A 23,187-nucleotide genomic window follows, 5' to 3' on the forward strand; every position below is an offset into this window, starting at 1 on the left:
CTCACGTGCTGCTGACAGCGAGGAAGTTCTGGACGGCGGCGAGCTTCGACGACACCGCGCCCGAGGTGCGCTCGCAATTCGGGCACAAAAGCTCGAACTCGTCTTTGTGGCGCTGGAGTTCGGGCTCACCGGACTCGCACGCGGGACAGGCGCCCGGCGCGGTGACATAGGCATCGATCTGCGTGCCGAGCGCGCCGATTTCCTCCGTGCTCAGACGTCCATCCGCCGCCAGCATCGCCAGCAATCCGCCAATTTCGGCGCTGACGCTCGCCCGCACGCGATGTGCATCGCGTTCGCGCACGAGGGCGTCGATTTCGTCGGACTGTGTGCGGACTTGCGATTCAAGCCGGTCAGCGCGACCGCGTGCAGCACTAAGTTGTTGAATAAAATCGAATTCTTTCTGTCCCGCTTCGCGCGCGCCAGCCTGGTAAGTCGATGCCATCCCGCGCAACGAATCGAGTTCGACGAGCATGGGTTTGACACGCCGCTCGGCATCCTTCACGGCGTCCTTGATTTGCTGGGCGTAATGCTCGGTGTTGTGGCGCAGATCGTCCTGTAGCGAATCGATCCGGTCGCGTAGGCGGCTTGCGTCGGCCTGCTCACGCTGCAGGCGCTCATTCAACGCGGCGTTTTCCGCTTCGAGCCTCGTGACGACATCGCGCAAAGCAGCGTGTGCGTCGCTATCGTGATATTCCTGCGCTTTCAATTGCGCCTCGAGCGACGCCGTGCGCGCCACGCTTGCCTCCGCCCGCGCTTCCGCCCGTTGTCTTGCCAATTCGATGGTTTCGCAACGAATGCCGGCATCACGCGCTTCGGTCTGCGCCGCTTCTGTCATGGCATCGAGCCGCTTGCGTTCTGCATCCAGCTCGGTGCGCGCGTGCTGATGCGCTTCCGCGAACAGCGTGGCGAGCAGCTCGCTGGCGCGGGTTTGCAGCGACTCGGGCAACGCGCCGGCATCGATCCGTACTCGGAGCGTTGATCGCAAGTTTGTCCAAAACGCTTCGATATCACGCGGGATATCGCTTGCACTTCCGGTTTGCGTGAATTCGCGTACCAGCGTGACCGAGGGACGGACGCCGAGATCGAAGAACAAGCGCTTGCAAGCATGCTGCGAGAGGTCCTGCCGACGCGCGCCCGATGCGCGCATTTCATCGATTTCCTGGCGGAGGGCGTCGCGGAATTGTGCGTCCATAACAGTGCTACCTAGTAATCGAGATAACGATCATAACGCTTTACGTGTCATGCAATACGTTTTCGATGTGATGTTCGTTTACGTCGGCAATGTTGCGTGCTGTTATGTGCAAAACCGCATTTGAAGGCTCATAGAAGATGTCTACCGTGAAACACCTTTAGATTCACAGCTTAACCTCATGATTCTAATGCAAATATTAGGAATTTACGAAGATTTGTCGTTGTTTCACGGGAGGGGGTGAATATGGTTTGCCAAGAGACTCAAAAAGATCTTCTTGAGAGACATAAAAGTAAACACCTTTGAAACCTTATTAATACTGTTAACGCCACCGCAAAGCCTTACTGGATAAGGGTTTCAGGAAGGATAGGTGAGCATCTGCGGGATATATGGTGAAGCTTTGCGGGAAGGATCGGTGACGGGGTTCAGGGTCGAGCGTGAGGACCATCGGGATAGATCGTGAGCGGATTCAGGAACGAGCGAGTTTACGAGGGTGAGGCGATTCGGGTGAGGAATCGCCTGCTTGCCGCGACTGGGGGGATGGATCAATCACCGCGCATCACGCGAAAGGTGAGAGTTATCGGGAGTTTGAGAATCGCGCGAAAATCGCTGTGCAACAGGGCGTTTTTACCGGAAAGTGAGCGTTTGCGGGAGCCAGACAAGGTAAGCGGTGAGATTTTACGGGACAACGCCGTCATTTTCGACTCTCTTACCGCGAAAGGTGAGCTTTTTCGGGACTGAATTTACGTGTTCTCGCTGACTTCGTCGCTCAGGCGTACCATTCGGTGCAATTAAGGTGAGGGTTTTCGGGAGCGCATAGGCCCTTGCGCCACCATCCATCGCAGATTTTGCGTCTGTATAGATAGGTGAGCGTTTTCGGGAGCTATATTCAGGCGCGCGCAGGTCCCGACACAAGCGCAATGAAAAACCTTATTAAAATCACATACTTGTATCCCTCTGGCGTGGTGGTCGTCGAGTAATGGTGAGTATTTTCGGGAGCAGAGCCTTTCAGCGCAAACGGGCCTGACTCCGCGAGAGGTGAGCGTTTGCGGGATGCCAATAGCGGGCAAGCATAAGAATGCGATAAGACACATGCTTAATATGGGAGTTTTCATCAGGTCTTGGGTGATCAGCCGACGAAAGGTGAGGCTTTTCGGGGGCTGTCTGTTGCGTGGATTTCACCCGGACCGGACGCTGATAGCGGCGTTAGCCGCTTTAAAGAATTTTGAGGTGAGGTTTTTCAGGAGCACTACGACGACTACGGCATGAACTAGGCCGGGAGATCGCTGATCGAAAGTAAAGTGCTGCGGAAAACTTGTGCGATCGGCACCACTGCACCAGCGCAAACGCGAAAAATTTTTTCAGGTGAGACTTTTCGGGACCTTCAGAACAACGTCTCGCGCAGTGCTTAATGGCCTGAAATTCGTTTACCCGCGCGGCTTCGGGATGTGCCGGACAGACCGCATCGGTGAGTGGTGAGAGTTTACGGGAGCGCACCGCAGTGAGTTCGCGCTTATCAAGACGGTTCACCGATGGAGGTGAAGGTTTACCGGTAGACGTGCTTCACCCCGGTCGGTATGCTGCACGCATTCCTGATCGCACTGTACGCATGGTCACCAAGCGCGCCAAAAAAACCGATGTAGTCAGCCCAAGCTCGGCGGAATTGCGCAAGGCCGTGGAGGCCATTGCGATTCAGCCGAAGAGCGGGAAAATCACGCTGCTGACTCGCAAACTTTTCAACGTTCTGTTGGCTGTTGCGCAGCAGGCGGATGAATCGGGCGATACGTATCGCGCGCTGCTGTCCGATATCGTGGCCAATTCAGCCTTCGATTCGAACGATACCGCGTTGGTCAAGGAGCATTTGCGCCGGATGGTGTCGGTGCAGGTCGAGTGGAGCACCGGCACATCGAGTCAGAAGCCGGGCCGCAAATGGGGTATTTCGACCCTGATCGCCGACGCCGAAATTCTCGAAGATCCCAATACGCGGCGCGTTTGGGTAGAGTTTTCGTTCGCTCCGAAGATCAAAAAGAAACTGCTCGATCCGGTTCAATACGCGCGTCTGAGCCTGCAGTTCCAAAGCCAGCTGCGCAGCAGCGCGGGATTGGCGCTGTACGAGATCTGCGTTCGATATCTGACGAATCCCAGCCACCTGACGATGCGGGAAACATGGGAATGGTGGCGGCCGATTTTGTCCGGCACGCCCGATACCGAGGCTGGCGACGAGGCCAAGCGAGAATACAAATACTTCAAGCGCGACTATCTTCGGCCCGCTATTGCCGAAGTCAACGCGGTGACCAATATTTTCGTCGAGTTGGTCGAGCATCGCGAGGGGCGGCGCGTGGCGGAGATCCAGTTCCGCGTCACCGAGCAAAAGCAGCCGATGCTGGCGCTCGACGAGCATCCGAATGTATTCGACAGCACGCTTGTCGATCGTATGGTGAAGATCGGGATCCCGCTGAAGGAAGCGCAAACGCTCTATGCGGACAGCGAGGAAAATCGCATTCGCGCCGCATTGCAAATGACCGAACAGCGTATGCGAAGCACGTCGTTGCCGCCGGTGCGCAGTGCCGCAGCCCTGTTCAAAGATGCGTTGAAGAAGGGTTACGCGCCACCCATCCAGGTGCTTGCGTCGACGCCGGTCAGCGGCCCCGCATCGCGCGGCACGGTGGCTGCCGCGAATGCTGCGGACGATTTGAAAGCCCGCCTGCTCAGCGAGTTTTCCGCTTATCGGCGTAAGGAAGCGCGAGCGCTTTACGATGAACAAGGTGAGGAAGAACGGGACCTGGCGCGTCAGACGTTCGAATCGGACGTTTTGCCGGAACTCGGAACGCATATGCGCGACGACTGGCGCAAGCGTGGGCTGGATTCCAAACTGGCGGAGACTTCGTTCTTCGACTGGCTCGCGCGCAAGACTTGGGGCGAGCCGACCGACGGAGACTTGCTGGCCTTCACGCTGAATCAATCTCGCGTCGGCTAGCGGCGCGCGTTCGATCAAGAAACGCGCGCACGCTTCGCTTGATTCGCTTAATCACTTCTCCGCGACTGATTGCGCCAGCATCGTTTCGATCTGATGCAGCAGTTCATCGCGCTTCTCGCGCGACAATCCGCGCAGACGCAATTCGAGCCGATCCTCACCGTAAGACTTCAGATCACCGACCGCGACGCCATCCAGTTTGATTTCCATCCGCTGGGCATAGCGCTGACGGCCCGGCGGTTTCGGCGATTCCTGAACGCTCGCGCGTCCCTTGACGATATCGGCCACTTGGCGCGTGCTCAAATCGTCGGACGTAATTTTATTGATGAGACGAAGCGTGGCATCACTGCCGCGCGCAGTGTGATATCGCGTGATCTGATAGGCCATGTTCGAACCAAATCGATCGGGCCGCGCGACCATCTCGTGCATCACATTCTCAGGCAGCTTCGCGATGGACATGGCAACCGCAATGGTGGATTCATCAAGCCCGAGGTGATCCGCTAATTCTCGTTGGCTCTGAAAATGCCGTTCGTCGAGGAAGCGCTTCCACACCACCGCGTTGTCGAACACCGTTTGCGAATCACGCTGAACGTTGAGGTCGTACCCGAGCTTGTAGCTTTCGATGCCGATCGGCAAATCGACGACGATCGCCTTCACCGTCTCTTTATTCGCTTCTTTCAGCGCGCGCACGCGACGTCCGCCGTCGCTGACGAAGAACGTCCCGGCGTTCTCGTAGTCGGGGATGACGTGGATCGCCTGCTGCTGTCCTTGCTTGGCCAGATTGACCGCCAACTCGGCAATCGATGTCTTGAGATAAAAGTGACGCGGATTGAACGGGCTAGGCTTGATCGCTTTCAGCGGCAAGTCGATAACCTGTCCCGCCGTATAGCGATTCGACCGGCGCCACGCACGATAGGCCTCCGACTCCGAAGCACCCGTGACTTCGTCCTGTTCTTCAGCGATAAACGCGCTGGAACGGCCGTTCGCCGCGACCTGCCCGACATGCTGAATATCGACGATACCGTCAATCGCGTTCAGCCGATCGAGGGCGGTTCGCTTCTCGCTGCTGGTGGTATCGGGGCGAGCCTTGAAGCCCTTTGCAAATTGGGACGGTTTCATTCAGGGTCCTTTATGCGCATAAAGTCAGGGGAGCATGCCGAGGATTTCATCGGCACAGGCGCGGATTTCTGCTGCAGCCAGGCGAGAACCGCGGTCTGACATCTGGAGGACGGTTTGCCCGAGCGCCATGGCTTGCTTGTAGCACTCGCGGGTGGGGATTTGAGTTCTGAGCAGTGGGAAACCAAGTTCCTCGAGCGCCGATTTGAGTTCGCGGGTGAGCATGCGCTTCTCTTCCGTCTTGTTGAGAAGAAAGACGGCACGTAGGTCTTCATTCATGACTTGAGCCTGTTGAACGAGTTTGACCAGTCCGACGCTCGACCAATAATCGGCTGGCGAAGAAGACGTCGGAATCACCGCAACACTGGCGGCGAGCAAGACCACGCCCGATACCTTCTCCGTGATGGACGGCGGGCAATCGACGACGATGATGTCGTAATCGTTGATGAACTTCTTGATCTCTCGGTGAATCTGCCCGCCAGCCTCCGATAGGTTGACGACGGGAAACGGAATGCCACTTTCTTCGTCCGACGCTGCGCTTGACCAGTGAATGAGCGTGTTCTGTCCGTCTGCATCGACGACCAGGACGCGCTTCTTCTTTTCATGGAAGGCTGCGCCGAGATGCATCGCAATCGTGCTTTTGCCTACCCCGCCCTTCTGCTGCGTGATCGCTATGATTTCCGCCGCCACGTTTTACTCCGAAATTAAAAGCTGCTGAAATTCTACATTGCAGTAGAAGTTTTTCCAGTGAAATTACGAAATTACTGGGTTTTTGGCCGTTTGGCCGATGCCATAGGGCATAGGCTTTATGCGCATAAAGGCCCCCAACCACCCGCGTGCTTGCAAAAAAATCGCCTATCCTAGCCGCTGATCCAACCGTCGCCGCGCCGGAGCCGCCATGACAGTCCGCAATCTCGACCTGCTTTTCTCCCCCAAGTCGATCGCCGTTGTAGGCGCTTCGTCGCGCGCGGGGAGTATCGGCGAGATGGTCTGGGTGCGTGCCTCGACGGCTGGTTTCACCGGACCGGTGTGGGCGGTGAATCCGAAGCGCGGCATGCTGGGCGACCACGCCCTCTTCGCCGATATCGACAGCTTGCCGGACGCGCCCACCGTCGCCATTCTGTGTACGCGTCCGGAGACGTGGCCGAGGTTGATCGAAAAGCTCGGTCGGAAGGGCACGAAGGCGGTAGTCATCATCGGTGATGCGCGACGCTGCGACGCTGCTACCGATCGTAATCCGGCACAAGTGGACGCATGGACAAGCCGTGCGCTCGCGGCGGCGCGTCCTCATCTATTGCGGATCATTGGCCCAGCCAGCTTGGGTATCGTGACGCCAGCGATTGGCGCCTGTCTGGGCGCGCCCGCTTGCGATATCAAATCCGGCGGAGTCGCCTGGGTATCAAGCTCGAATGCACTGACCAACGGCGTGCTCGGATGGGCGCGCGCACGTGGACTCGGTTTCTCACGCATCGTCGCACTGGGCGATGAAGCCGACGTCGATTCAGGCGATATCCTCGATTTCCTCGCAAGCGATGCCTCGACCCGCGCGATTCTGCTGGCGATCGAAACGATTCAGGCCGCGCGCAAGTTCATGTCGGCTGCCCGTGCCGCAGCGCGTAACAAGCCCGTGCTCGTCCTTCGAACCGGACGCGATGATCCCTTCGATCGGCTGTACGCCGCTGCCTTTCGTCGCGCGGGGCTCGTGCGTGTCGATTCGATCGACGATTTGCTCGACGAGATCGAGACACTGGGAATCGGGCGCGTCGCGGCGAGCGATGTTGCCACGGTCATCACCAGCGATCGTGGCGTCGCGGCGTTGGCGAAAGACGCGTTCGGTGCCGCTGGCGATGACCTGGCGACCTGGCCCAACGCCGCGCGCGATGCAGTGACCGCCGCATTACCCCGAGCCGAAGCAGGCAATCCGCTATTGCTCGGCGATGACGCCTCACCCGTCGATTTCGGCAAAGCCTTGGAAGCGCTCGCGTCGCATCGGGAAACGGGCACCGCGTTTATCGTGCATGCGCCGACGCACAGCGCACCCGTCGCTCAAGTTGCCCGTACCTTGACCGACGCGCGACGCCATGCGTATCGCGGCTTGCTGGCGTGCTTCTTCGGTTGCGTCGATTCCGCCACGCGCGACGAGCTTCATGCGCACGGCATTCCGGTCCACACGACGCCGCAGCGGCTCGCGCGCGCTTTTGCGCGTTTGGTCGATTTCCGCAAGGGACGCGAGTTACTGATGCAAACGCCCGACGGGCTGCCAGCCGATATACCCGAAGGTATCGACGCAACTCAATCGGAAGTTCGCGCCGCGCTCGAAAATGGCATCGGCGAATTAAACGGCGAGCGCGCGGCGCGCATACTCCAACGCTTCGATATGGCGGTCAAGCCAGGACCGCCCGATGTGCTGGCAAATGATGCAGTCGAAATTCAGTTACGTTTGTTGAACCATCGCGTTTTTGGTCCGGCATTCGAATTCAAAGCCGAGGGCGCGCTTGGTCTGCCCGATGCCCTGCACGACTTCGCTTTGCCGCCGCTGAACCCGGTACTCGCGCGCGACCTTGTGATGCGTTCGCCGCGTTCCCGTGAATTGCCCACAGAATTATTGCTCAATAGACTGACCGCGCTTTCGCAGTTGGTCTGCTATATCGAAGAAATTGTCGCGTTGCGGATGACGTTGCGCGTGACGCGAAATTCGGTTGTCGTCTATGAGCCGCAGCTCACGCTCGGCGCGCATCGGAAGCCGCTGGCGATCGTGCCGTATCCTCGCTGCATGGAAGAGACGCTCGATTGGCGTGGCATGCAGATCACGGTGCGGCCGATTCGTCCTGAAGACGAGAACGCGCATCGTGCATTCGTCGCGGCAAACACGGCCGAAGATTTGCGATTGCGATTCTTCGGCGCTGTGCGCAGCTTCGACCATTCGCAACTGGCCCGGATGACGCAGATCGATTACGACCGGGAGATGGCGTTGATCATCACGCGAAACCTGGAGGATGGCACGGGCGAGACTCTCGGCGTTGCCCGCGCTATCGCCGACCCGGACAACGAAACCGCTGAATTCGCGGTTGCTGCGCGATCGGATATGAAAGGACTCGGTTTCGGGTCCCTGTTGCTGACGCGAATTATCGACTATGAAAAGAAGCGAGGAACGCGTTGGCTGATCGGTGAGGCGTTGCGCGAGAACACAGGAATGATCGCGCTGGCGCGCCGGTCCGGTTTCGAATTGACGAAGACCGACGACCCCGGCGTCGTCGGCTTTCGCATGCGCTTGTGATCCACCGGACACTTTATGCGCATAAAGTCAGGTTACGCCCCCAGCCGACCCAAAGCCTCATCCACCAACGCGCGCGAAACCGAAAGCTCATCGAGCAATACTTCGGCATACGAACTTCCCGTTTCCTTTTCGAGTCGGGCGATGGTCAACGCGCAGCGGCTCGCATCCTTCGGCGTGGCGATAAACGGCTTCACCGATTGCCCCGCCTTGAACGCTTCGAACAGCGGCAAGCGAATTTCATCGGGCAATGCGCGCGATGTCCATTGATACGGCTTCCCGTTATGAATCAACTGAGGCGGCAAAACACGCTCCTTCTTGGCGGCCGGAATCAGCCCAAAAGTGCGTGCGGCGTCGCCGATCTGCTCGGCCGAAAACAGTTCGTCCGGGCTGATATCGAATTGAGCGATGTAGGCCTCGATTGCCTGCATGGCGCTCGCTCGATCGTCACGCTTCTTTTGTGCACGGGCGACGATCTCGCGCAACTCGTCGGCTTCTTCGGATGTAATCGTAAAGTTCGCCTGCTTTTGCTGAAGGTCGGAAAAACGCAGGAATTCGGTATCGGAAAGTAATTTGGCCATCAAGAAACGTCGGATGAAGAGGGCGGCGAGGCGTGAACGCCAGGCCAGCCATTTTGAGAGGGCCGCCATTCTAACGCGTGTTCATCCCGCCCCAGCAGTTGAACGGCAGCGCGCGCGTTTGCCCATCCGCGCACGAAGCGTTACTGTTTCGTCTCGCACCGTGCAGAGCGTTTCACCATAAGCGTATCGACTGAGGGTTGCACATGACCGGAGACACATCGAGCAATACCGCGACAGCCGCGCGCCGACGCAAGATCGGACGCACGTCGCTTGACGTAACGGCCTTGTCGCTTGGCACCGCGCCGCTCGGCGGGCTGTATCACGAACTGACGGAAGACGAAGCGCGCGCGACCATCGATGCCGCGTGGCAATCCGGCCTGCGCTTTTTCGATACCGCGCCGCACTACGGCCACACGAAAGCGGAACATCGTTTGGGCGATGCGCTGCGTCGCTATCCGCGCAACGAATTTGCGTTGTCGACGAAAGTCGGTCGCCGCTTCGTTCCGCGCACGACGCCGTACGATGGCTCGGAAGGTTGGGCCGCGCCTTTGCCCTTTCAGGCAATTTACGACTACACCTACGACGGCATCATCCGTTCTTTCGAAGATAGTCAGCAGCGGCTCGGTATCGTCGATATCGATATCGTGCTGATTCACGATATTGGCCGACTCACGCACGGCGACAAGCACGTGCATTATTGGCGGCAACTGATCGACGAAGGCGGCTTTCGCGCGCTCGACGAACTCAAGCAATCGCGCGGCGTAAAAGCGGTCGGGCTGGGCGTGAACGAAGGCGCGGTCGTCATGGAAATGATGGCCGAGTACGACATCGACTGTGCGTTGCTTGCCGGCCGATACACCTTGCTAGAACAAACCACGCTCGACGATCTCCTGCCCGAATGCGAAAAGCGCGACGTAAGCATCTTGCTCGGCGGCGCGTTCAACTCCGGCATCCTCGCGCGAGGTCTCGACACAAGCGCGCACGGCGACCTCAAATTCAATTACGGCGATGCGCCCAAAGAAATCATCGAACGCGTAGAAAAGTTAGAACGCGTATGTCGCGAATACGGGGTCGCGTTGTCGGCGGCGGCCATCCAGTTTCCTTATGCGCATAAAGTCGTGGCCACGGTGCTGATGGGCGCGCGAACGCCGGACGAAGTGCGCCAGAACGCAGCCTCATTTGCCACGCCGATTCCACCCGCGCTGTGGACTAGCTTGCGCGATGAAGGTCTGCTCCACGCCGATGCGCCGGTGCCGCAATGATCAAAGCGAAGATGAGCATCGACGCCCATCAGCATTACTGGGATCCGGCGCGCGGCGACTACGGTTGGCTGAAGCCCGAGTTGAAGACGCTGTATCGCGTGTTCGATCCCGAGGATCTCGCGCCCTTGCGGCAAGTGACCGACGTGAGACGCACTGTCGTCGTTCAAGCCGCGCCGACGGTCGATGAAACGCGTTATCTGCTCGATCTCGCCCGCAGCGAAGATTCGATCGCGGGTGTCGTCGGCTGGGTGCCGCTCGATTCGCCCGACGCGCCCGCGATCATCGATGAATTCGTGCACGAGCCGAAGTTCAAAGGCGTGCGTCCGATGCTTCAGGACCTGACCGACGACACGTGGATCGAACACGCGCCGCGCGAGCAAGCGATCGAACGCCTGATCGACCTCGATCTCGCTCTCGATGCGCTCATCTTCGCGCGCCACGTGCCATCGCTGATCAAGTTCGCGAAGCGTTATCCGAAGCTGAGGATCGTCATCGATCATGGCGGCAAACCGGCGATCCGCGATGGCGTTTGGAAGCCGTGGGCCGATGGCATCGCGCAACTCGCGGAGCTTTCGCAAAATATCCACTGCAAAATCTCCGGCCTCGTCACCGAAGCCGCGCCCAATCCAAGCGATGAAATCCTGAAACCCTACGTTACGCATCTCATCGAACAATTCGGATCGCAACGATTGATGTGGGGCAGCGACTGGCCGGTGCTCAATCTGAACGGCAGTTACACTGACTGGCACGCGACCGCCAAGAGACTCACCGCACATCTCGAAAAAACCGAACAGGAAGCGATTTTCGGCGCGAACGCCCGTGCGTTCTACCGTTTATAAGCTGTCTAAAAGCAAATCAAAACAGCAAATCAAAATCGCCCGCGATATACCGAGCATGCCTCAAAAACAACTTCCAACGGAGTGATGGATGGTACAAAGACTGGCAGGCAAGACGGCATTGATCACCGCGGCAGGACAGGGCATCGGCCTGGCGACGGCAGAGTTGTTCGCGGCGGAAGGCGCGCGCGTGATCGCGACGGATATCCGTATCGACTCGCTGAAGGACAAGCCGTTCGAAGCGCGCACGCTCGATGTGCGCGACACGCAGGCAATCAATGCGCTCGCGCAAGAAATCGGTTCCATCGACGTGTTGTTCAACTGCGCGGGCTTCGTGCACGCCGGCTCGATTCTCGAAGCCAGCGAGGAAGACTGGGACTTCGCGTTCGATCTGAACGCCAAGGCGATGTATCGGACCATTCGCGCGTTTCTGCCGAAGATGCTTGAGCAGGGCGGCGGCTCGATCATCAATATGTCGTCGGCGGCGTCGAGCGTGAAGGGCGTGCCGAATCGCTTTGTGTATGGCGCGTCGAAGGCGGCGGTGATCGGGTTGACCAAGGCGGTTGCAGCAGATTTTGTTACGCGCGGCATCCGCTGCAACGCGATTTGTCCGGGCACGGTGGAGTCGCCGTCGCTGAAGGAGCGGATCGCGGAGTAGGCGCAGGCGCAGGGCGCGAGCGTCGATCAGATTCAGGCGGCGTTCGTCGCGCGCCAGCCCATGGGACGCGTGGGCCGCGCGGAGGAAATCGCCAATCTCGCGCTGTACCTCGGCTCGAACGAATCGTCGTTTACGACCGGACAGATTCATATCATCGATGGCGGCTGGTCCAACTGACCGGCTGCTCTTTCAACCTTGCGCAACTGAGAGGAACACACCAGATGAAGCTGCTTCGTTACGGCCCCAAGGGTCAGGAAAAACCGGGTCTGCTGGATGCCGCGGGCAAGATTCGCGATCTGTCGAAGGTCGTGGACGATATCGCTGGCGCGACGCTCACCGACGCCGGCCTGGCCAAACTGCGCGCACTCGATCCGGCCACGCTGCCGGAAGTCGATGGCACGCCGCGCATCGGGCCGTGTGTGGGGCGTATCGGCAAGTTCGTGTGTATCGGCCTGAACTATGCGGATCACGCTGCCGAGTCGAACCTGCCGGTGCCGACCGAGCCGGTCATTTTCAACAAGTGGACCAGCGCGATCTGCGGTCCGAACGACGACGTCGAAATTCCGCGCAACTCTGTCAAGACCGACTGGGAAGTGGAACTGGGCGTGGTGATCGGCAAGGAAGCCAAGTATGTCGATGAAGCCAACGCGCTCGATTACGTCGCCGGTTACTGCGTCATCAACGATGTCTCCGAGCGCGAGTGGCAGCTCGAACACGGCACGCAGTGGGACAAGGGCAAGGGCTTCGACACCTTCGGCCCGATTGGTCCGTGGATGGTGACGAAGGACGAAGTCGCGGATCCGCAAAAGCTCGACCTGTGGCTCGAAGTCGATGGCAAGCGCTATCAGAACGGCAACACGAAGACGATGGTCTTCACGGTCGCGCAACTGGTCGCGTATCTGTCGAAGGTGATGAGCCTGCAACCGGGCGATGTCATTTCCACCGGCACGCCGCCGGGCGTCGGCATGGGCGTGAAGCCGAACGCGGTGTATCTGAAGGCAGGTCAGACGATGAAGCTCGGCATCCAGGGTCTTGGCGAGCAGACGCAGAAGACCGTCGCGGCACAATAAGCGTAACGACATAAAAAACGCCTCGCTGAAAAGCGAGGCGTTTTTCGTAGGACGAGCGGTTTTGAAGGGAGAAGTTTAAGCGTGCAAAGCCGGTTCGACGGCGCTTTCGCTGATGCGATTGATCGTGCCCTGCGCGACCGCGACGAGCCTTTCCGCGCCGCCATCGGTGACGAAGACATCGCACTGGCAGGTCGCCTGCGTCATGCCGGAGTGCACCACGCGCGCCCGCGCCATCAACGTGCCGGAAACCGCAGGACGCAGATAGTTGATCTTGTACTCGCCCGTGACCACCTTCGGCCCGAGCCGCAGCGCGCCCGCGAAGGTGAGCGCATTGTCCACGAGATAACTCACCACCCCGCCGTGCACGAAGCCGTGTTGTTGCCTCAGCTCGTCCCTGATCGGCAGACACAGCGTAAGACTCGCTGAATCGACCTGCATCAGCTTGGTTCCGAGCAAAGCGCTGAACGGTTGCGCATTCAGCGCACCGCGCGCGATATCGACTATTTCGGCCATTCGGACACTCCTTGGTGGGTTCGGTGCCGTCCTGCAAAGACAATAGGAAGGCTTCGTCCGGTCCGCAAGGAAAGTCAGCAAAAAATGTGCAATGGTGCGTTTCGGGCGCGCCGATATTGGTTCTGCGCGAATCGAACGCGCCGTTGTAACTCAACTTCCGGCACGCATTGCCGTAAACCCGCACTATCGCCGCCCCGAAAACAAATGAAGGCGGCTCAACTACGGAAAGTGCGGGTGTCAGTGATGTTCGGAAAGATCAAGGTTTCGACGGGTTTGCTCGCGGTATTGGTGGTGTTTTGCGTGTTCCAACTGGTGACCGAAGGTTTGGGCTTCTGGTCACTCTCTCAAACTCATGACGATGTCGATAAGCTCTCCGACATCGCGCTGAAACAGGTCAACGCAGTCAACGAGACTACGCAGCATCTGATGGATGCGCGTATCAACCTTTCGCGCGCCGGCACGCGCATGGTGCGCGGCGGCACCGAGCCGACGGAAATCGTCCAGCACGCGCGCGAGCAGATCGCGGCGGCGGAGAAATCGTTCAATTCGTTTGTCAGCGCGCCCAAGACCGGCGATGAAAACATCGCGCGCACATCGGCGTTGCAGGCGAAATACGCCGAATATGCGCGGGCGCTGTCCGAACTGGTCCAGTATCTCGACGCCGGCAACATTCAGGCCTTCCTCGATCAACCGACGCAAGGTTTTCAGGACCGCTATCTCGCCGAGCAGCAGAACTTCGTCAAGTTCGGCGATGAAGCCGGTCGCGCCTATCTGTCCTCGATCGATACGCGCTACGCGTGGTTCCGCGCCGTGGGTATCGCGATTGGCGCGGCGCTGATTGCGGGCGTCGTGCTGGTGCATGTCGCGTTGCGCCGTGGCGTGATCGCGCCGTTGGAAGAAGCGGGGCGTCACTTCGAGCGTATCGCGCAGGGGCGGCTGGATGAGCGGATCGCTGAGCGTGGCAGCAATGAAATCGGCCGTCTGTTTGCGGGTCTCGCGATGATGCAGGCGAGCGTCGCCAGCACCGTGAAGACCGTGCGCGAAACGTCGGATTCGATCAACTACGGCGCGGATGAAATCGCCAGCGGCAACGCGGATTTGTCGGCACGGACGGAGAATCAGGCGGCATCGCTGGAAGAGACGGCATCGAGCATGGAAGAGCTGACGGCGACCGTGCGCCAGAACGCCGAGCACGCGCGCGCCGCGAATACGCTGGCGGGCGAAGCGCTGAACGTCACCTCGCGCGGTTCGGGCGTGGTCGATGAAGTCGTCGAAAAGATGCGCGTGATCGCGCAGAGCTCGGACAAGATCGCCGAAATCATTTCGGTGATCGATGGCATCGCGTTCCAGACCAATATTCTTGCGCTGAACGCGGCCGTCGAAGCGGCGCGCGCGGGCGAGCAAGGGCGTGGTTTTGCGGTCGTGGCGGGCGAAGTGCGCGGGCTGGCGCAGCGCTCGGCGCAATCGGCGAAGGAAATCAAGGAACTGATCGGCGAGTCGGTTGCGCAGGTCAGCGACGGTTCGGTGCTCGTCGAGCGCGCCGGAACCGCGATGCGCGAAGTGTCCGCATCGATTTCACGCGTCACGCAGATGATGGCGGAAATCAGCGCGTCGTCGATGGAGCAGAGCGTGGGCATCGAACAGGTGAATCAGGCCGTCACGCAGATGGACGAGATGACGCAGCAGAACGCGGCGCTGGTCGAGCAGGCCGCAGCCGCCGCGTCATCGTTGCACGATCAGACGCGGCAGTTGAAGGCGGCGGTTTCGGTGTTTCAGATCGCTTAGTCTTTGAGCGATGCGTACGCCGTAGCGAGGTGATACGGCGTCGTGGACGGCATTTCGGCGCGCACGATATCGCCCGCGCCCGAACGCGCTTCGATCCACCCGCGCGCGTGCAGAAAGCGCGCGGCGTAGTGTTTGATTTGCTCGCCGTGCGCGTCGCCGCGCGTGGCCAGCGCGCGCAGATATTCGGTTTGCGCCCAGATGCGCTGCGTGGCGTCGATCACGCGGCCGGTTTCATCGAGCGCGGCGCACACGCCGCCGGTTTCCCGATCCACGCCGTGTTCGCGCGCGAAGTCGAACGCGCGCGCCAGTCCCGCATTGAGTCCCGCCGATTCGAACGCCGCGTGGCCACTTCCCAGCGCCAGAAAATACCACTCGAACTGATGCCCCGGCTCCAGCCGATTCCCCGCCACGCCCATCGGCAATTCGGCGATGGAACCGGTCGGCTGATGCACGAACGTGTCCGCGACCGCTTGCGCAAGCGCGCCTAAACGCTTGTCGAACGCGGTATCGCCGGTGGCGTCGCGGGCGGCGAGCCAGGCTTCGGCGAGATGCATCAGCGGATTTTGCAGCGGACCTTCGAGCGGCGCGCTCAGGTCTTCCGCGAGCACGGCGTTCAGCAACGCGCCATCGTGCGAAAAGCGTGTTTCGATGAAGCGCGCGGTTTCATCGAGCAAGGCGAAGGCGTCGGCATCGCGGCTCACGCGGGCGTAATGCGCACACGCGAACACGATAAACGCATGCGTATAAAGATCCTTCTGGCGCTCGAGCGGCGCGCCGTTTGCATCGACGCTATAGAACCAACCGCCGTTTTTCGTGTCCCGAAAGTAATGCCTGAGCGATGCAAACAACACCGCCGCATGCGCCAGATCGCCCGAATCGGCGAAAACGAACAACTGCCGCGCGCAGGCCATCGCCCGATAACGCTTCGGCGGCAAGGGCGCGTGATTGTCCGGCGCGACGGCTTCGTACGGCAAACCGAGCGCCGCGTTGAAGCCCGGCCCGCGCCAGACCGGCAGCACGATATTCGCGTAATGCGCGCGGAGCGCCGCGCCTGAGTCCGGGTTCGTCGATTGCATCGTTTCTTTTTGCTGCATAAAGGCAAGTTCTGCTTGATGGTTCTATGAGGTGCACGAGATCCGCGCATAACTCAGAAAGCATAGCAAACGCGGCTTTGCGCGCACCGGCAGAACCGGTAACGAATGAAAAAGGAGGTGAACAAACATGCTGGGGAACGTCGAACTTATTTCGCGGCTCGTGCTGGCCGCTGCGTTGGGCAGCGTGATCGGCTTCGAGCGCGAGCGCTTGTCGTGGGCGGCGGGTTTGCGCACGCATATGCTGGTGTGCGTCGGCTCGGCGCTGATCATGATCGTGTCCGCCTACGGTTTCGCCGATGTGCTCAATTCTGAGCATGTCGTGCTCGATCCGTCGCGGATCGCGGCGCAGGTGGTGTCGGGCATCGGCTTTCTCGGCGCGGGTTCGATTCTGCTGCGCGGCGAGATCGTGCGCGGGCTGACGACGGCGGCGAGCCTGTGGTCGGTCGCGGCGATCGGACTGGCGGTCGGCGGCGGGCTGTACACGGCATCGATCGCGGCCACGGCCATCATCCTTTTGATTCTGGCGGGGCTCAAGCCGCTGGAACGGCGCTTCATCAGCGTCAGGCAGCGTCGTCAATTAAGGATGCTGGTCGATCGCGGCTCGCTCAGTTTTCATGCGCTGCACGAAGCGCTCGGGCCGGGCAGCGTGCGCGTGAAGCAATTCGTCGTGCAGCAGAGCGAGGATTCGCCGGAACTGGATGAGGTGATGGTCGAACTGTCGCGCGCATCATCGACGGAATATCGGGCGATTTGCGAGCGCTTGCGCCAGCTCGACGTCGTGCGCGAGTTTCGGGAAGACGATGCCGCCTGAATCAGGCGAAATTTGTACCGGCCGATACCGGCGCGCGCCCGCCGCCGTGCGACAATGCCGCCTCTCGAAAACATCGCCGGACCGTATGCGCCGTGCGCCTGCTGTCCCGGCCGCCGCCTTTCGAACCTATGTCAGATTCCGCAGTAAAAAGAGATTCAGCTTTGCTCACGAAATCGAGTCGTCGCGGGGAAACCGCAGGCAATGATCTTGCCGATGCCGAGAAGAAAATCGCCCGCGCCGCGCGTTCCGCTCAGCGGCTCGCGCAATTGAGCGAATCGCAGCGCGCGGGCGAAACGCTCGATTTGTTTGCCGAAGACGCCGAGCGCGCCAACCTTCAGGCGCAGAACACGGATATTCGCCAGGGCACGTTCGAAGGCTTCGAATTGCCCGATGTGTTTCTCGCCGCGGTTCAGGCGCGGGTTGCGCCATCTGCGCCTTCCACGTCTTCCGCGCCGAAGCGCATCGTTCAGGCCGATACAGCGCAGCCCGAGCCTGCGCAGGCATCGTTCGATGAAGTCGCCGCGCCGGACGAACCGAAAGCCTCCGCGATGCTCGCCCCGCCGTCCGATGCCAACGAAGAAGCGGACCGCGCGCCCGCCACGCTCGCCGCGACGCTCATCGCGCAAGATCGCGACGGCACCACGCTCTTGCGCCACCACCAGCCCGAAGCCGCGCCCGATCTCGACCGCGTCCGCGCCACCGCTTTCGCCGATACCATCGACGCCCTGCGCGCCGTCCTCGTCGAACAGCGCGCGGTGACCACTGCCCACGCGCGCCACCTGAAGACGATGCTCAGCTTCATCGTCTGCGCCATGCTGCTGGCGGTCGCGGCCAATATCGCGCAAACGGCGGTGCTGCTGCGCATGCGGCACGATAACGCCTTGCAGCAAAACCGCGTCGGCCAGTTGATGCTCGAACAGCAGGCCACGCTCGCTTCTCTCTTCGATACGGATTCGGCGAACGTCGGCATCGCGCGCGCATCAGCCGCCGTCCCCGATGCCTCGCCGATCGAACCGGTCAGCGCCGCCGCGCCTGCGAATCGCCCGCACCACACGCATCACCGCGCCCGACACGCGGCGCACTGACTCTCCCGCCTGTCACATTCCTGCGACACTTCGCCGCCCGGCGATGTGCGGTGTCATCGCGCGCCGACTTCCAGCATGTCCGCGCAACAAGCCTCTGCGTCCTGTCCCCGCATTCCTGTCGATTCAGATCGGTAAGAATGTAGAAAAACTACCGGAAAACTCCACAAGAAATGTTGCATTGCACTAGTAATGCGAAGGGGGTTAACCCTATAATCGTTGCTAAGGGAAAACCCTTTGAAACCAACCGGAGTCTGACATGAGCTACCTCTTCGCACTGCTGCAAAAATTTGCTTCGCTGTTCGAATCGCCGCACCTGCCGATGGACAACGAGTACTCGTATCAAGCACGTTTCCGTGAATGGGAGCGTCAACGCAAGGCACGTGGCACCGCTTTCGGCATCCGTCTGTAATGCGCAGCTAACGGCGGCGCGGGAAACACTATCTAAGCAACGCACGACGGCATTCGCCGCACGGCCCGCCCGCCAGATTCACCCGTTTCTGTAGTTTTTCTAGTTTTTCAGAGCATACGTCACGCGGACTCGCTCCGTCGGCATTCGAAGCATCGCGGTATGCTTTCCGTTTGAGGAAAGGCACCGCACATGTCCGCCGATATTCACTTCTACGATCCCGCCGAAGGTCACGGTCTCAAACACGACCCGTTCAAGGCGATCGTTGCGCCACGCGTAATCGGCTGGATTTCGAGCCGCGCCGCCGATGGCCGCATTAATCTCGCGCCCTACAGTTTCTTCGGCGCGTTCGCGACTTTTCCCTACGTCATCGGTTTTTGCAGCGAAGGCCGCAAGGACAGCATCGTCAATATCGAGGCGACGCGCGAGTTCGTCTGGAACATGTCCACGCGCCCGCTCGCCGAGCAGATGAATCGCACGTCCGCGCCCGTCGCGCTGGAAGTCGATGAATTCGAGCTTTCCGGTCTCACCAAAGCGCCAGGCCGCAATGTCGATGTGCCGCATGTGGCGGAATCGCCTGCCGCGCTCGAATGCAAGCTGCTTCAGATCATTCGTCTGAACAACCTCGCCGGCGAGCCTATGGACAACTGGCTGGCGCTTGGCCAGGTCGTCGGCGTCCATATTCGCAACGAGTTCCTGAAAGACGGTCTTTTCGATACCGCCGCCGCCTGCCCGATCATGCGCGCCGGTTATCGCGCCGATTACGCCGAGATCGGCGAAATGTTCCAGATGATCCGTCCGACAGCCTGACAGCCTGATTGCCTGAATGCCCGACAAAAAGGCTGAAAAATGGCGCACGGGATATACCCTTAGATAGCCCCAAAAACGCATCCCGCTTGTCCTCACGCGACATGCGGAAAAACACAAACACTCGTTCTCTTCCCGTCCGCGAAGCCTTGCCAGTCAAGGCTTTCCGCGTGATGCTATGACCGTCGTCAAAATAGCTTGTCGTATTTCCACATGTGTCTGTCGCAAATAGTCGGCTTGGCGGACTTTTTTCTGGCAACTATGTATGCACAACAGCGCGGACCTGCGTTGACCACGCTATGGAGAATGCGATGAATTCCCCCAGGGTCGTAGTCGAAGGATTGTGTAAGGTTTTTGGCAATAACCCCAAGCAGGCAATCGACATGCTGGCCGGTGGCGCGACGAAGGAAGAAGTCTTCAAGCGTACCGGGCAGATTGTCGGTGTCCACAACGTCTCTTTCGACGTCAAAGAAGGCGAGATTTTCGTGCTGATGGGTTTGTCCGGTTCGGGCAAATCCACGCTGATCCGCCTGATCAACCGTCTGGTCGAACCGACCGCCGGCAAGGTGCTGATCGATGGCCGCGATGTCGCCGCCGTCAAACGTTCCGAACTCACGGACTTGCGCCGCAAGGACATGAGCATGGTGTTCCAGTCGTTCGCGCTGATGCCGCAACGCACGGTTCTTTCCAACGCCGCATTCGGCCTCGAGGTCGCGGGCGTCGGCAAGAAGGAGCGCGAAGCGCGCGCCATGACCGTGCTCGAACAAGTCGGCCTCGCGCCGTTCGCGCAGAAGCTGCCCGCGCAGCTTTCGGGCGGGATGCAGCAGCGCGTCGGTCTGGCCCGCGCGCTCGCCGTGAATCCTTCGCTGATGATCATGGACGAAGCGTTCTCCGCGCTCGATCCGCTCAAGCGCAAGGAAATGCAGAACGTGCTGCTCGATCTGCAACGCGAACAGCAGCGCACCATTCTCTTCGTGTCGCACGATCTGGAAGAAGCCATGCGCATCGGCACGCGCATCGCGATCATGGAAGGCGGGCGCGTGGTGCAGGTCGGCACGCCGCAGGAAATCATCACCAATCCCGCCGATGACTACGTCGAAGCGTTCTTCGAAGGGATCGACACGAGCCGTTATCTGACGGCGGGCGATCTGATGCAAACCGATGCCGTGCCGCTGATGAACTCGCCGCAAATCGACGCATCGAGCGTGGCGCAGACGCTCAACGGCAGCGCCGACTACGCCTTCGTGCTCGATGCGCAGCGCCGTATCCGCGGCTTCGTTGGCCGCGATAACGCCAATGTCCAGCATATCGATTGCATCGAACGCAGCATGACGCTCGATGAAGTCGTGAATCGCGTGGTTGACAGTCCCGCGCCGCTGCCCGTGATCGAAGCAGATGGTTCGTACTGCGGATCGATCAACAAGGCAAACGTGCTGAAGATCCTTACCCATCATCGAGGTTCCCATGTCTGAAATCATCCCGCTCGGTAGTTGGGTGGACCACGGCGTCCACTATCTTCTCGATCACGACGCCAAGACCTTCGATTCCATCGGCAAGGTGATCGAAACGTTCGCGGCAGCCGTCGAACATGGCCTGCAAGCCATTCCGATGTGGCTGTTGATGGCGATCTTCGTCGGCATCGGCTTGTGGCGTGTGGGCTGGCGATTCGCCACCTTCGTGCTCGCCGCGCTCCTGCTGATCTACGCGACGAACTTCTGGGATCAGATGGTCATTACGCTGGGCCTGACGCTGTCTTCGACCATCATCAGTTTGCTGCTCGGGATTCCGCTCGGTATCTGGGTATCGAAAAGCAAGTATGTGGAAATGGCCGTGCGCCCCGTGCTCGATCTGATGCAGACCATGCCCGCGTTCGTGTACCTGATTCCGGCCGCGATGCTGTTCGGTTTGGGCCGCGTGCCGGGGATTCTCGCCACCGTTATTTTCGCGATGCCGCCCGCCGTGCGTCTGACTGCGCTCGGTATTCGGCAGGTGAATCGTGAGATCGTGGAAGCGGGTCAGGCGTTTGGCTGCACGCCGATGCAACTGCTGTTCAAGGTGCAGATTCCGAACGCGCTGCCGTCGATCATGACCGGCGTGAACCAGACGATCATGATGGCCTTGTCGATGGTGATTATCGCGTCGATGGTCGGCGCCGGCGGTCTGGGCAACGACGTGCTCGCCTCGATTCAGCGTCTGGATATCGGCCTGGGCTTTGAAAGCGGCTTGTCCGTGGTGTTGCTGGCGATCATTCTCGACCGCATCACGGAAAGCTTCGGACGTTCGCCTGGCACGGCGCGCGCCCCGCTGTTCTCTGGTCTGAAGAGCGTCTTCAAGGTGCGCCGCGCACCGGCGACGCAACAAAGTTAAGAGGCCTGAATGAAGCGCGACGCGATCGTCCCAGCGGTTACGGATTCACCGTTGTCCAATCTCGCGCACTTTGGTTTTCTCACGCTGCCGAACTTTTCGATGATCGCGTTCACCAGCGCCGTCGAAGTGCTGCGCATGGCCAACTACGTGGGCCGCGAGCAGCACTATCGATGGTCGATCATCACGCCCGACGGCGAACCGGCGCGCGCGAGCAACGGCATCACCGTGAAACCGACGGTGACGCTCGACGAAGCGGGCATGCCGGACGTGCTGATCGTGTGCGCGGGCTGGCACGTGGCCGATTATGTCGATGAAAAAGTGATCGGCCTCTTGCAGCGCGCGCACGAAGCGGGCATTCCGCTGGGCGGCATCTGCACTGGTCCGTATGCGCTGTTGGCCGCGAAACTGCTCGATGGTTATCGCTGCACGCTGCACTGGGAAGACATGTCGCCGGTGAACAAGCGCTATCCGCACGTGCGATTCGCCGATGAGCTGTTCGTGATCGATCGTGATCGCGTGACTTGCACGGGCGGCACCGCGCCGCTCGATCTGATGCTCAATCTCGTCGGCATGCGGCTCGGACAGGCGCATGCGGCGCAGGTGTCGGAGCAATTCATCGTCGAACGGATTCGCGGTTCTACGGACTACCAACATATTCCCGTCGATGCGCGCGTCGGCTTTTCGCGAGCGGAACTCGTGGAAGTCGTGCGGTTGATGGAAGCGAATATCGAAGAGCCTTTGTCGCTCGAAGAACTCGCGCGGCTGGTGCATTTGTCGCAACGGCATTTGCAGCGCATGTTCAAGATGTTCTTAAGCGTGTCGCCGACGCATTACTACCTCACGCTGCGATTGCGACGTGCGCGCGAATTGCTGCGCAATACCGATGCATCGATTGCGCGCGTGACCAGCGTGTGCGGATTCCATTCGCCTTGTCATTTCAGCAAGGCGTATCGCGCGCAGTTTGGACATGCGCCGAGTGTGGAGCGGCGTTTGTCGGCTTAACGTTTCTATTGCTCGATTCATTCACGCGCATCGCATGCGTGCGGTTTGTTGCGCGCTCGAAAAAATACTCGGAGAACTCACTATGAAACGACTTGGTCTTGCAGTTGCGTTACTGTCGTGCGCGTATGCGGTGAATGCCGCCGAACCTGCCGCTTGCAAAAACGTGCGATTCGCGGATGTCGGCTGGACGGATATCGCGGCGACGACGGGTTTGGCATCGACGGTATTGCAAGGACTCGGCTACAACCCGACGAAGACGATTGCTTCCGTGCCGATTACGTTCGCAGGCGTGAAGAGCAAACAGATCGATGTGTTCCTCGGCTATTGGTCACCGACGATGGACCCGATAATCGATCC

General features: G+C 59.9%; 19 protein-coding genes and 3 pseudogenes. 15 read left to right on the forward strand and 7 right to left on the reverse strand.

Annotated features, from left to right (window positions below; all coding sequences use genetic code 11):
- Position 1 precedes the first annotated feature (1 nt).
- On the reverse strand, positions 2-1,192 hold the full coding sequence (locus P7F28_RS11615) for a DNA-binding protein (protein ID WP_277184630.1): 1,191 nt from the start codon (positions 1,190-1,192) through the stop codon (positions 2-4).
- A gap of 1,606 nt (positions 1,193-2,798) precedes the next feature.
- Here P7F28_RS11615 and P7F28_RS11620 point away from each other — a divergent pair.
- A complete protein-coding gene (locus tag P7F28_RS11620; RefSeq protein ID WP_277184631.1) occupies positions 2,799-4,166 on the forward strand; it encodes a replication initiation protein in 1,368 nt (455 codons plus the stop codon).
- A 51-nt stretch (positions 4,167-4,217) separates the two neighbouring features.
- Here P7F28_RS11620 and P7F28_RS11625 read toward each other — a convergent pair.
- From P7F28_RS11625 to parA, 3 genes and pseudogenes are all read right to left on the reverse strand, one after another.
- Positions 4,218-5,096: pseudogene (locus tag P7F28_RS11625) on the reverse strand (ParB/RepB/Spo0J family partition protein); the annotation flags it as partial.
- Between the two features lie 80 nt (positions 5,097-5,176).
- A pseudogene (locus tag P7F28_RS33975) lies at positions 5,177-5,282 on the reverse strand (chromosome partitioning protein ParB); the annotation flags it as partial.
- A gap of 24 nt (positions 5,283-5,306) precedes the next feature.
- The gene (gene parA, locus P7F28_RS11630) at positions 5,307-5,969 is read right to left on the reverse strand and encodes a ParA family partition ATPase (RefSeq protein WP_277184633.1); all 663 of its coding nucleotides are present in this window, start codon (positions 5,967-5,969) and stop codon (positions 5,307-5,309) included.
- Between the two features lie 208 nt (positions 5,970-6,177).
- Between parA and P7F28_RS11635 the strand changes: the two genes are divergently transcribed.
- The gene (locus P7F28_RS11635) at positions 6,178-8,556 is read left to right on the forward strand and encodes a GNAT family N-acetyltransferase (RefSeq protein ID WP_277184634.1); all 2,379 of its coding nucleotides are present in this window, start codon (positions 6,178-6,180) and stop codon (positions 8,554-8,556) included.
- Positions 8,557-8,588: 32 nt separating this feature from the next.
- Here the strand turns inward: P7F28_RS11635 and P7F28_RS11640 are convergent, their stop codons facing one another.
- Positions 8,589-9,134, reverse strand: coding sequence for a hypothetical protein (locus P7F28_RS11640; protein ID WP_277184635.1), 546 nt, complete (start codon positions 9,132-9,134; stop codon positions 8,589-8,591).
- Positions 9,135-9,337: 203 nt separating this feature from the next.
- Between P7F28_RS11640 and P7F28_RS11645 the strand changes: the two genes are divergently transcribed.
- The 4 genes and pseudogenes from P7F28_RS11645 (at position 9,338) to P7F28_RS11660 (ending at position 12,960) form a co-directional block, all read left to right on the forward strand.
- Positions 9,338-10,396 carry an aldo/keto reductase gene (locus P7F28_RS11645; RefSeq protein ID WP_277184636.1) on the forward strand — a complete coding sequence of 353 codons (1,059 nt, stop codon included), beginning with the start codon at positions 9,338-9,340 and terminating at the stop codon, positions 10,394-10,396.
- An 11-nt stretch (positions 10,397-10,407) separates the two neighbouring features.
- The gene (locus P7F28_RS11650; protein WP_277184651.1) at positions 10,408-11,235 is read left to right on the forward strand and encodes an amidohydrolase; all 828 of its coding nucleotides are present in this window, start codon (positions 10,408-10,410) and stop codon (positions 11,233-11,235) included.
- Positions 11,236-11,323: 88 nt separating this feature from the next.
- Positions 11,324-12,067 (forward strand): annotated as a pseudogene (locus P7F28_RS11655) (SDR family oxidoreductase).
- Positions 12,068-12,111: 44 nt separating this feature from the next.
- Positions 12,112-12,960: an ureidoglycolate lyase gene (locus P7F28_RS11660; protein ID WP_277184637.1), complete on the forward strand. Its 849-nt coding sequence runs from the start codon at positions 12,112-12,114 to the stop codon at positions 12,958-12,960.
- Between the two features lie 75 nt (positions 12,961-13,035).
- Here P7F28_RS11660 and P7F28_RS11665 read toward each other — a convergent pair whose 3' ends face one another.
- Positions 13,036-13,473 (reverse strand): PaaI family thioesterase, encoded by a 438-nt coding sequence (locus P7F28_RS11665; RefSeq protein WP_277184638.1) that lies wholly within the window; start codon positions 13,471-13,473, stop codon positions 13,036-13,038.
- 243 nt (positions 13,474-13,716) lie between these two features.
- On the opposite strand from P7F28_RS11665, the gene P7F28_RS11670 reads away from it, so the two are divergent.
- Positions 13,717-15,258, forward strand: coding sequence for a methyl-accepting chemotaxis protein (locus P7F28_RS11670; RefSeq protein ID WP_277184652.1), 1,542 nt, complete (start codon positions 13,717-13,719; stop codon positions 15,256-15,258).
- Here P7F28_RS11670 and P7F28_RS11675 read toward each other — a convergent pair.
- On the reverse strand, positions 15,255-16,334 hold the full coding sequence (locus P7F28_RS11675; protein WP_277184653.1) for an AGE family epimerase/isomerase: 1,080 nt from the start codon (positions 16,332-16,334) through the stop codon (positions 15,255-15,257). The two genes, P7F28_RS11670 and P7F28_RS11675, sit on opposite strands and share 4 nt — an antisense overlap.
- Before the next feature lie 145 nt (positions 16,335-16,479).
- Between P7F28_RS11675 and P7F28_RS11680 the strand changes: the two genes are divergently transcribed.
- The 8 genes from P7F28_RS11680 to P7F28_RS11715 all read left to right on the forward strand — a co-directional run.
- Complete coding sequence (locus P7F28_RS11680) at positions 16,480-17,163, forward strand: MgtC/SapB family protein (RefSeq protein WP_277184639.1); 684 nt, start codon at positions 16,480-16,482, stop codon at positions 17,161-17,163.
- Positions 17,164-17,324: 161 nt separating this feature from the next.
- Positions 17,325-18,248: a hypothetical protein gene (locus P7F28_RS11685; protein WP_277184640.1), complete on the forward strand. Its 924-nt coding sequence runs from the start codon at positions 17,325-17,327 to the stop codon at positions 18,246-18,248.
- Between the two features lie 256 nt (positions 18,249-18,504).
- Positions 18,505-18,657, forward strand: coding sequence for a hypothetical protein (locus P7F28_RS11690; RefSeq protein ID WP_277184641.1), 153 nt, complete (start codon positions 18,505-18,507; stop codon positions 18,655-18,657).
- Between the two features lie 189 nt (positions 18,658-18,846).
- A complete protein-coding gene (locus P7F28_RS11695; RefSeq protein WP_277184642.1) occupies positions 18,847-19,464 on the forward strand; it encodes a flavin reductase family protein in 618 nt (205 codons plus the stop codon).
- Positions 19,465-19,772: 308 nt separating this feature from the next.
- Positions 19,773-20,933 carry a glycine betaine/L-proline ABC transporter ATP-binding protein gene (locus P7F28_RS11700; RefSeq protein ID WP_277184643.1) on the forward strand — a complete coding sequence of 387 codons (1,161 nt, stop codon included), beginning with the start codon at positions 19,773-19,775 and terminating at the stop codon, positions 20,931-20,933.
- Entirely contained in the window at positions 20,926-21,828 is a 903-nt protein-coding gene (gene choW, locus P7F28_RS11705; protein ID WP_277184644.1) for a choline ABC transporter permease subunit, read from the forward strand. Before P7F28_RS11700 ends, choW begins: the two co-directional genes overlap by 8 nt.
- A 9-nt stretch (positions 21,829-21,837) precedes the next feature.
- Positions 21,838-22,830, forward strand: a complete 993-nt coding sequence (locus tag P7F28_RS11710; protein WP_277184645.1) for a GlxA family transcriptional regulator — start codon at positions 21,838-21,840, stop codon at positions 22,828-22,830.
- A gap of 82 nt (positions 22,831-22,912) precedes the next feature.
- A partial coding sequence (locus P7F28_RS11715) for a glycine betaine ABC transporter substrate-binding protein (RefSeq protein WP_277184646.1) occupies positions 22,913-23,187 on the forward strand: 275 nt, incomplete at its 3' end.

Source organism: Caballeronia sp. BR00000012568055 (assembly GCF_029439455.1).
GTDB lineage: Bacteria > Pseudomonadota > Gammaproteobacteria > Burkholderiales > Burkholderiaceae > Caballeronia.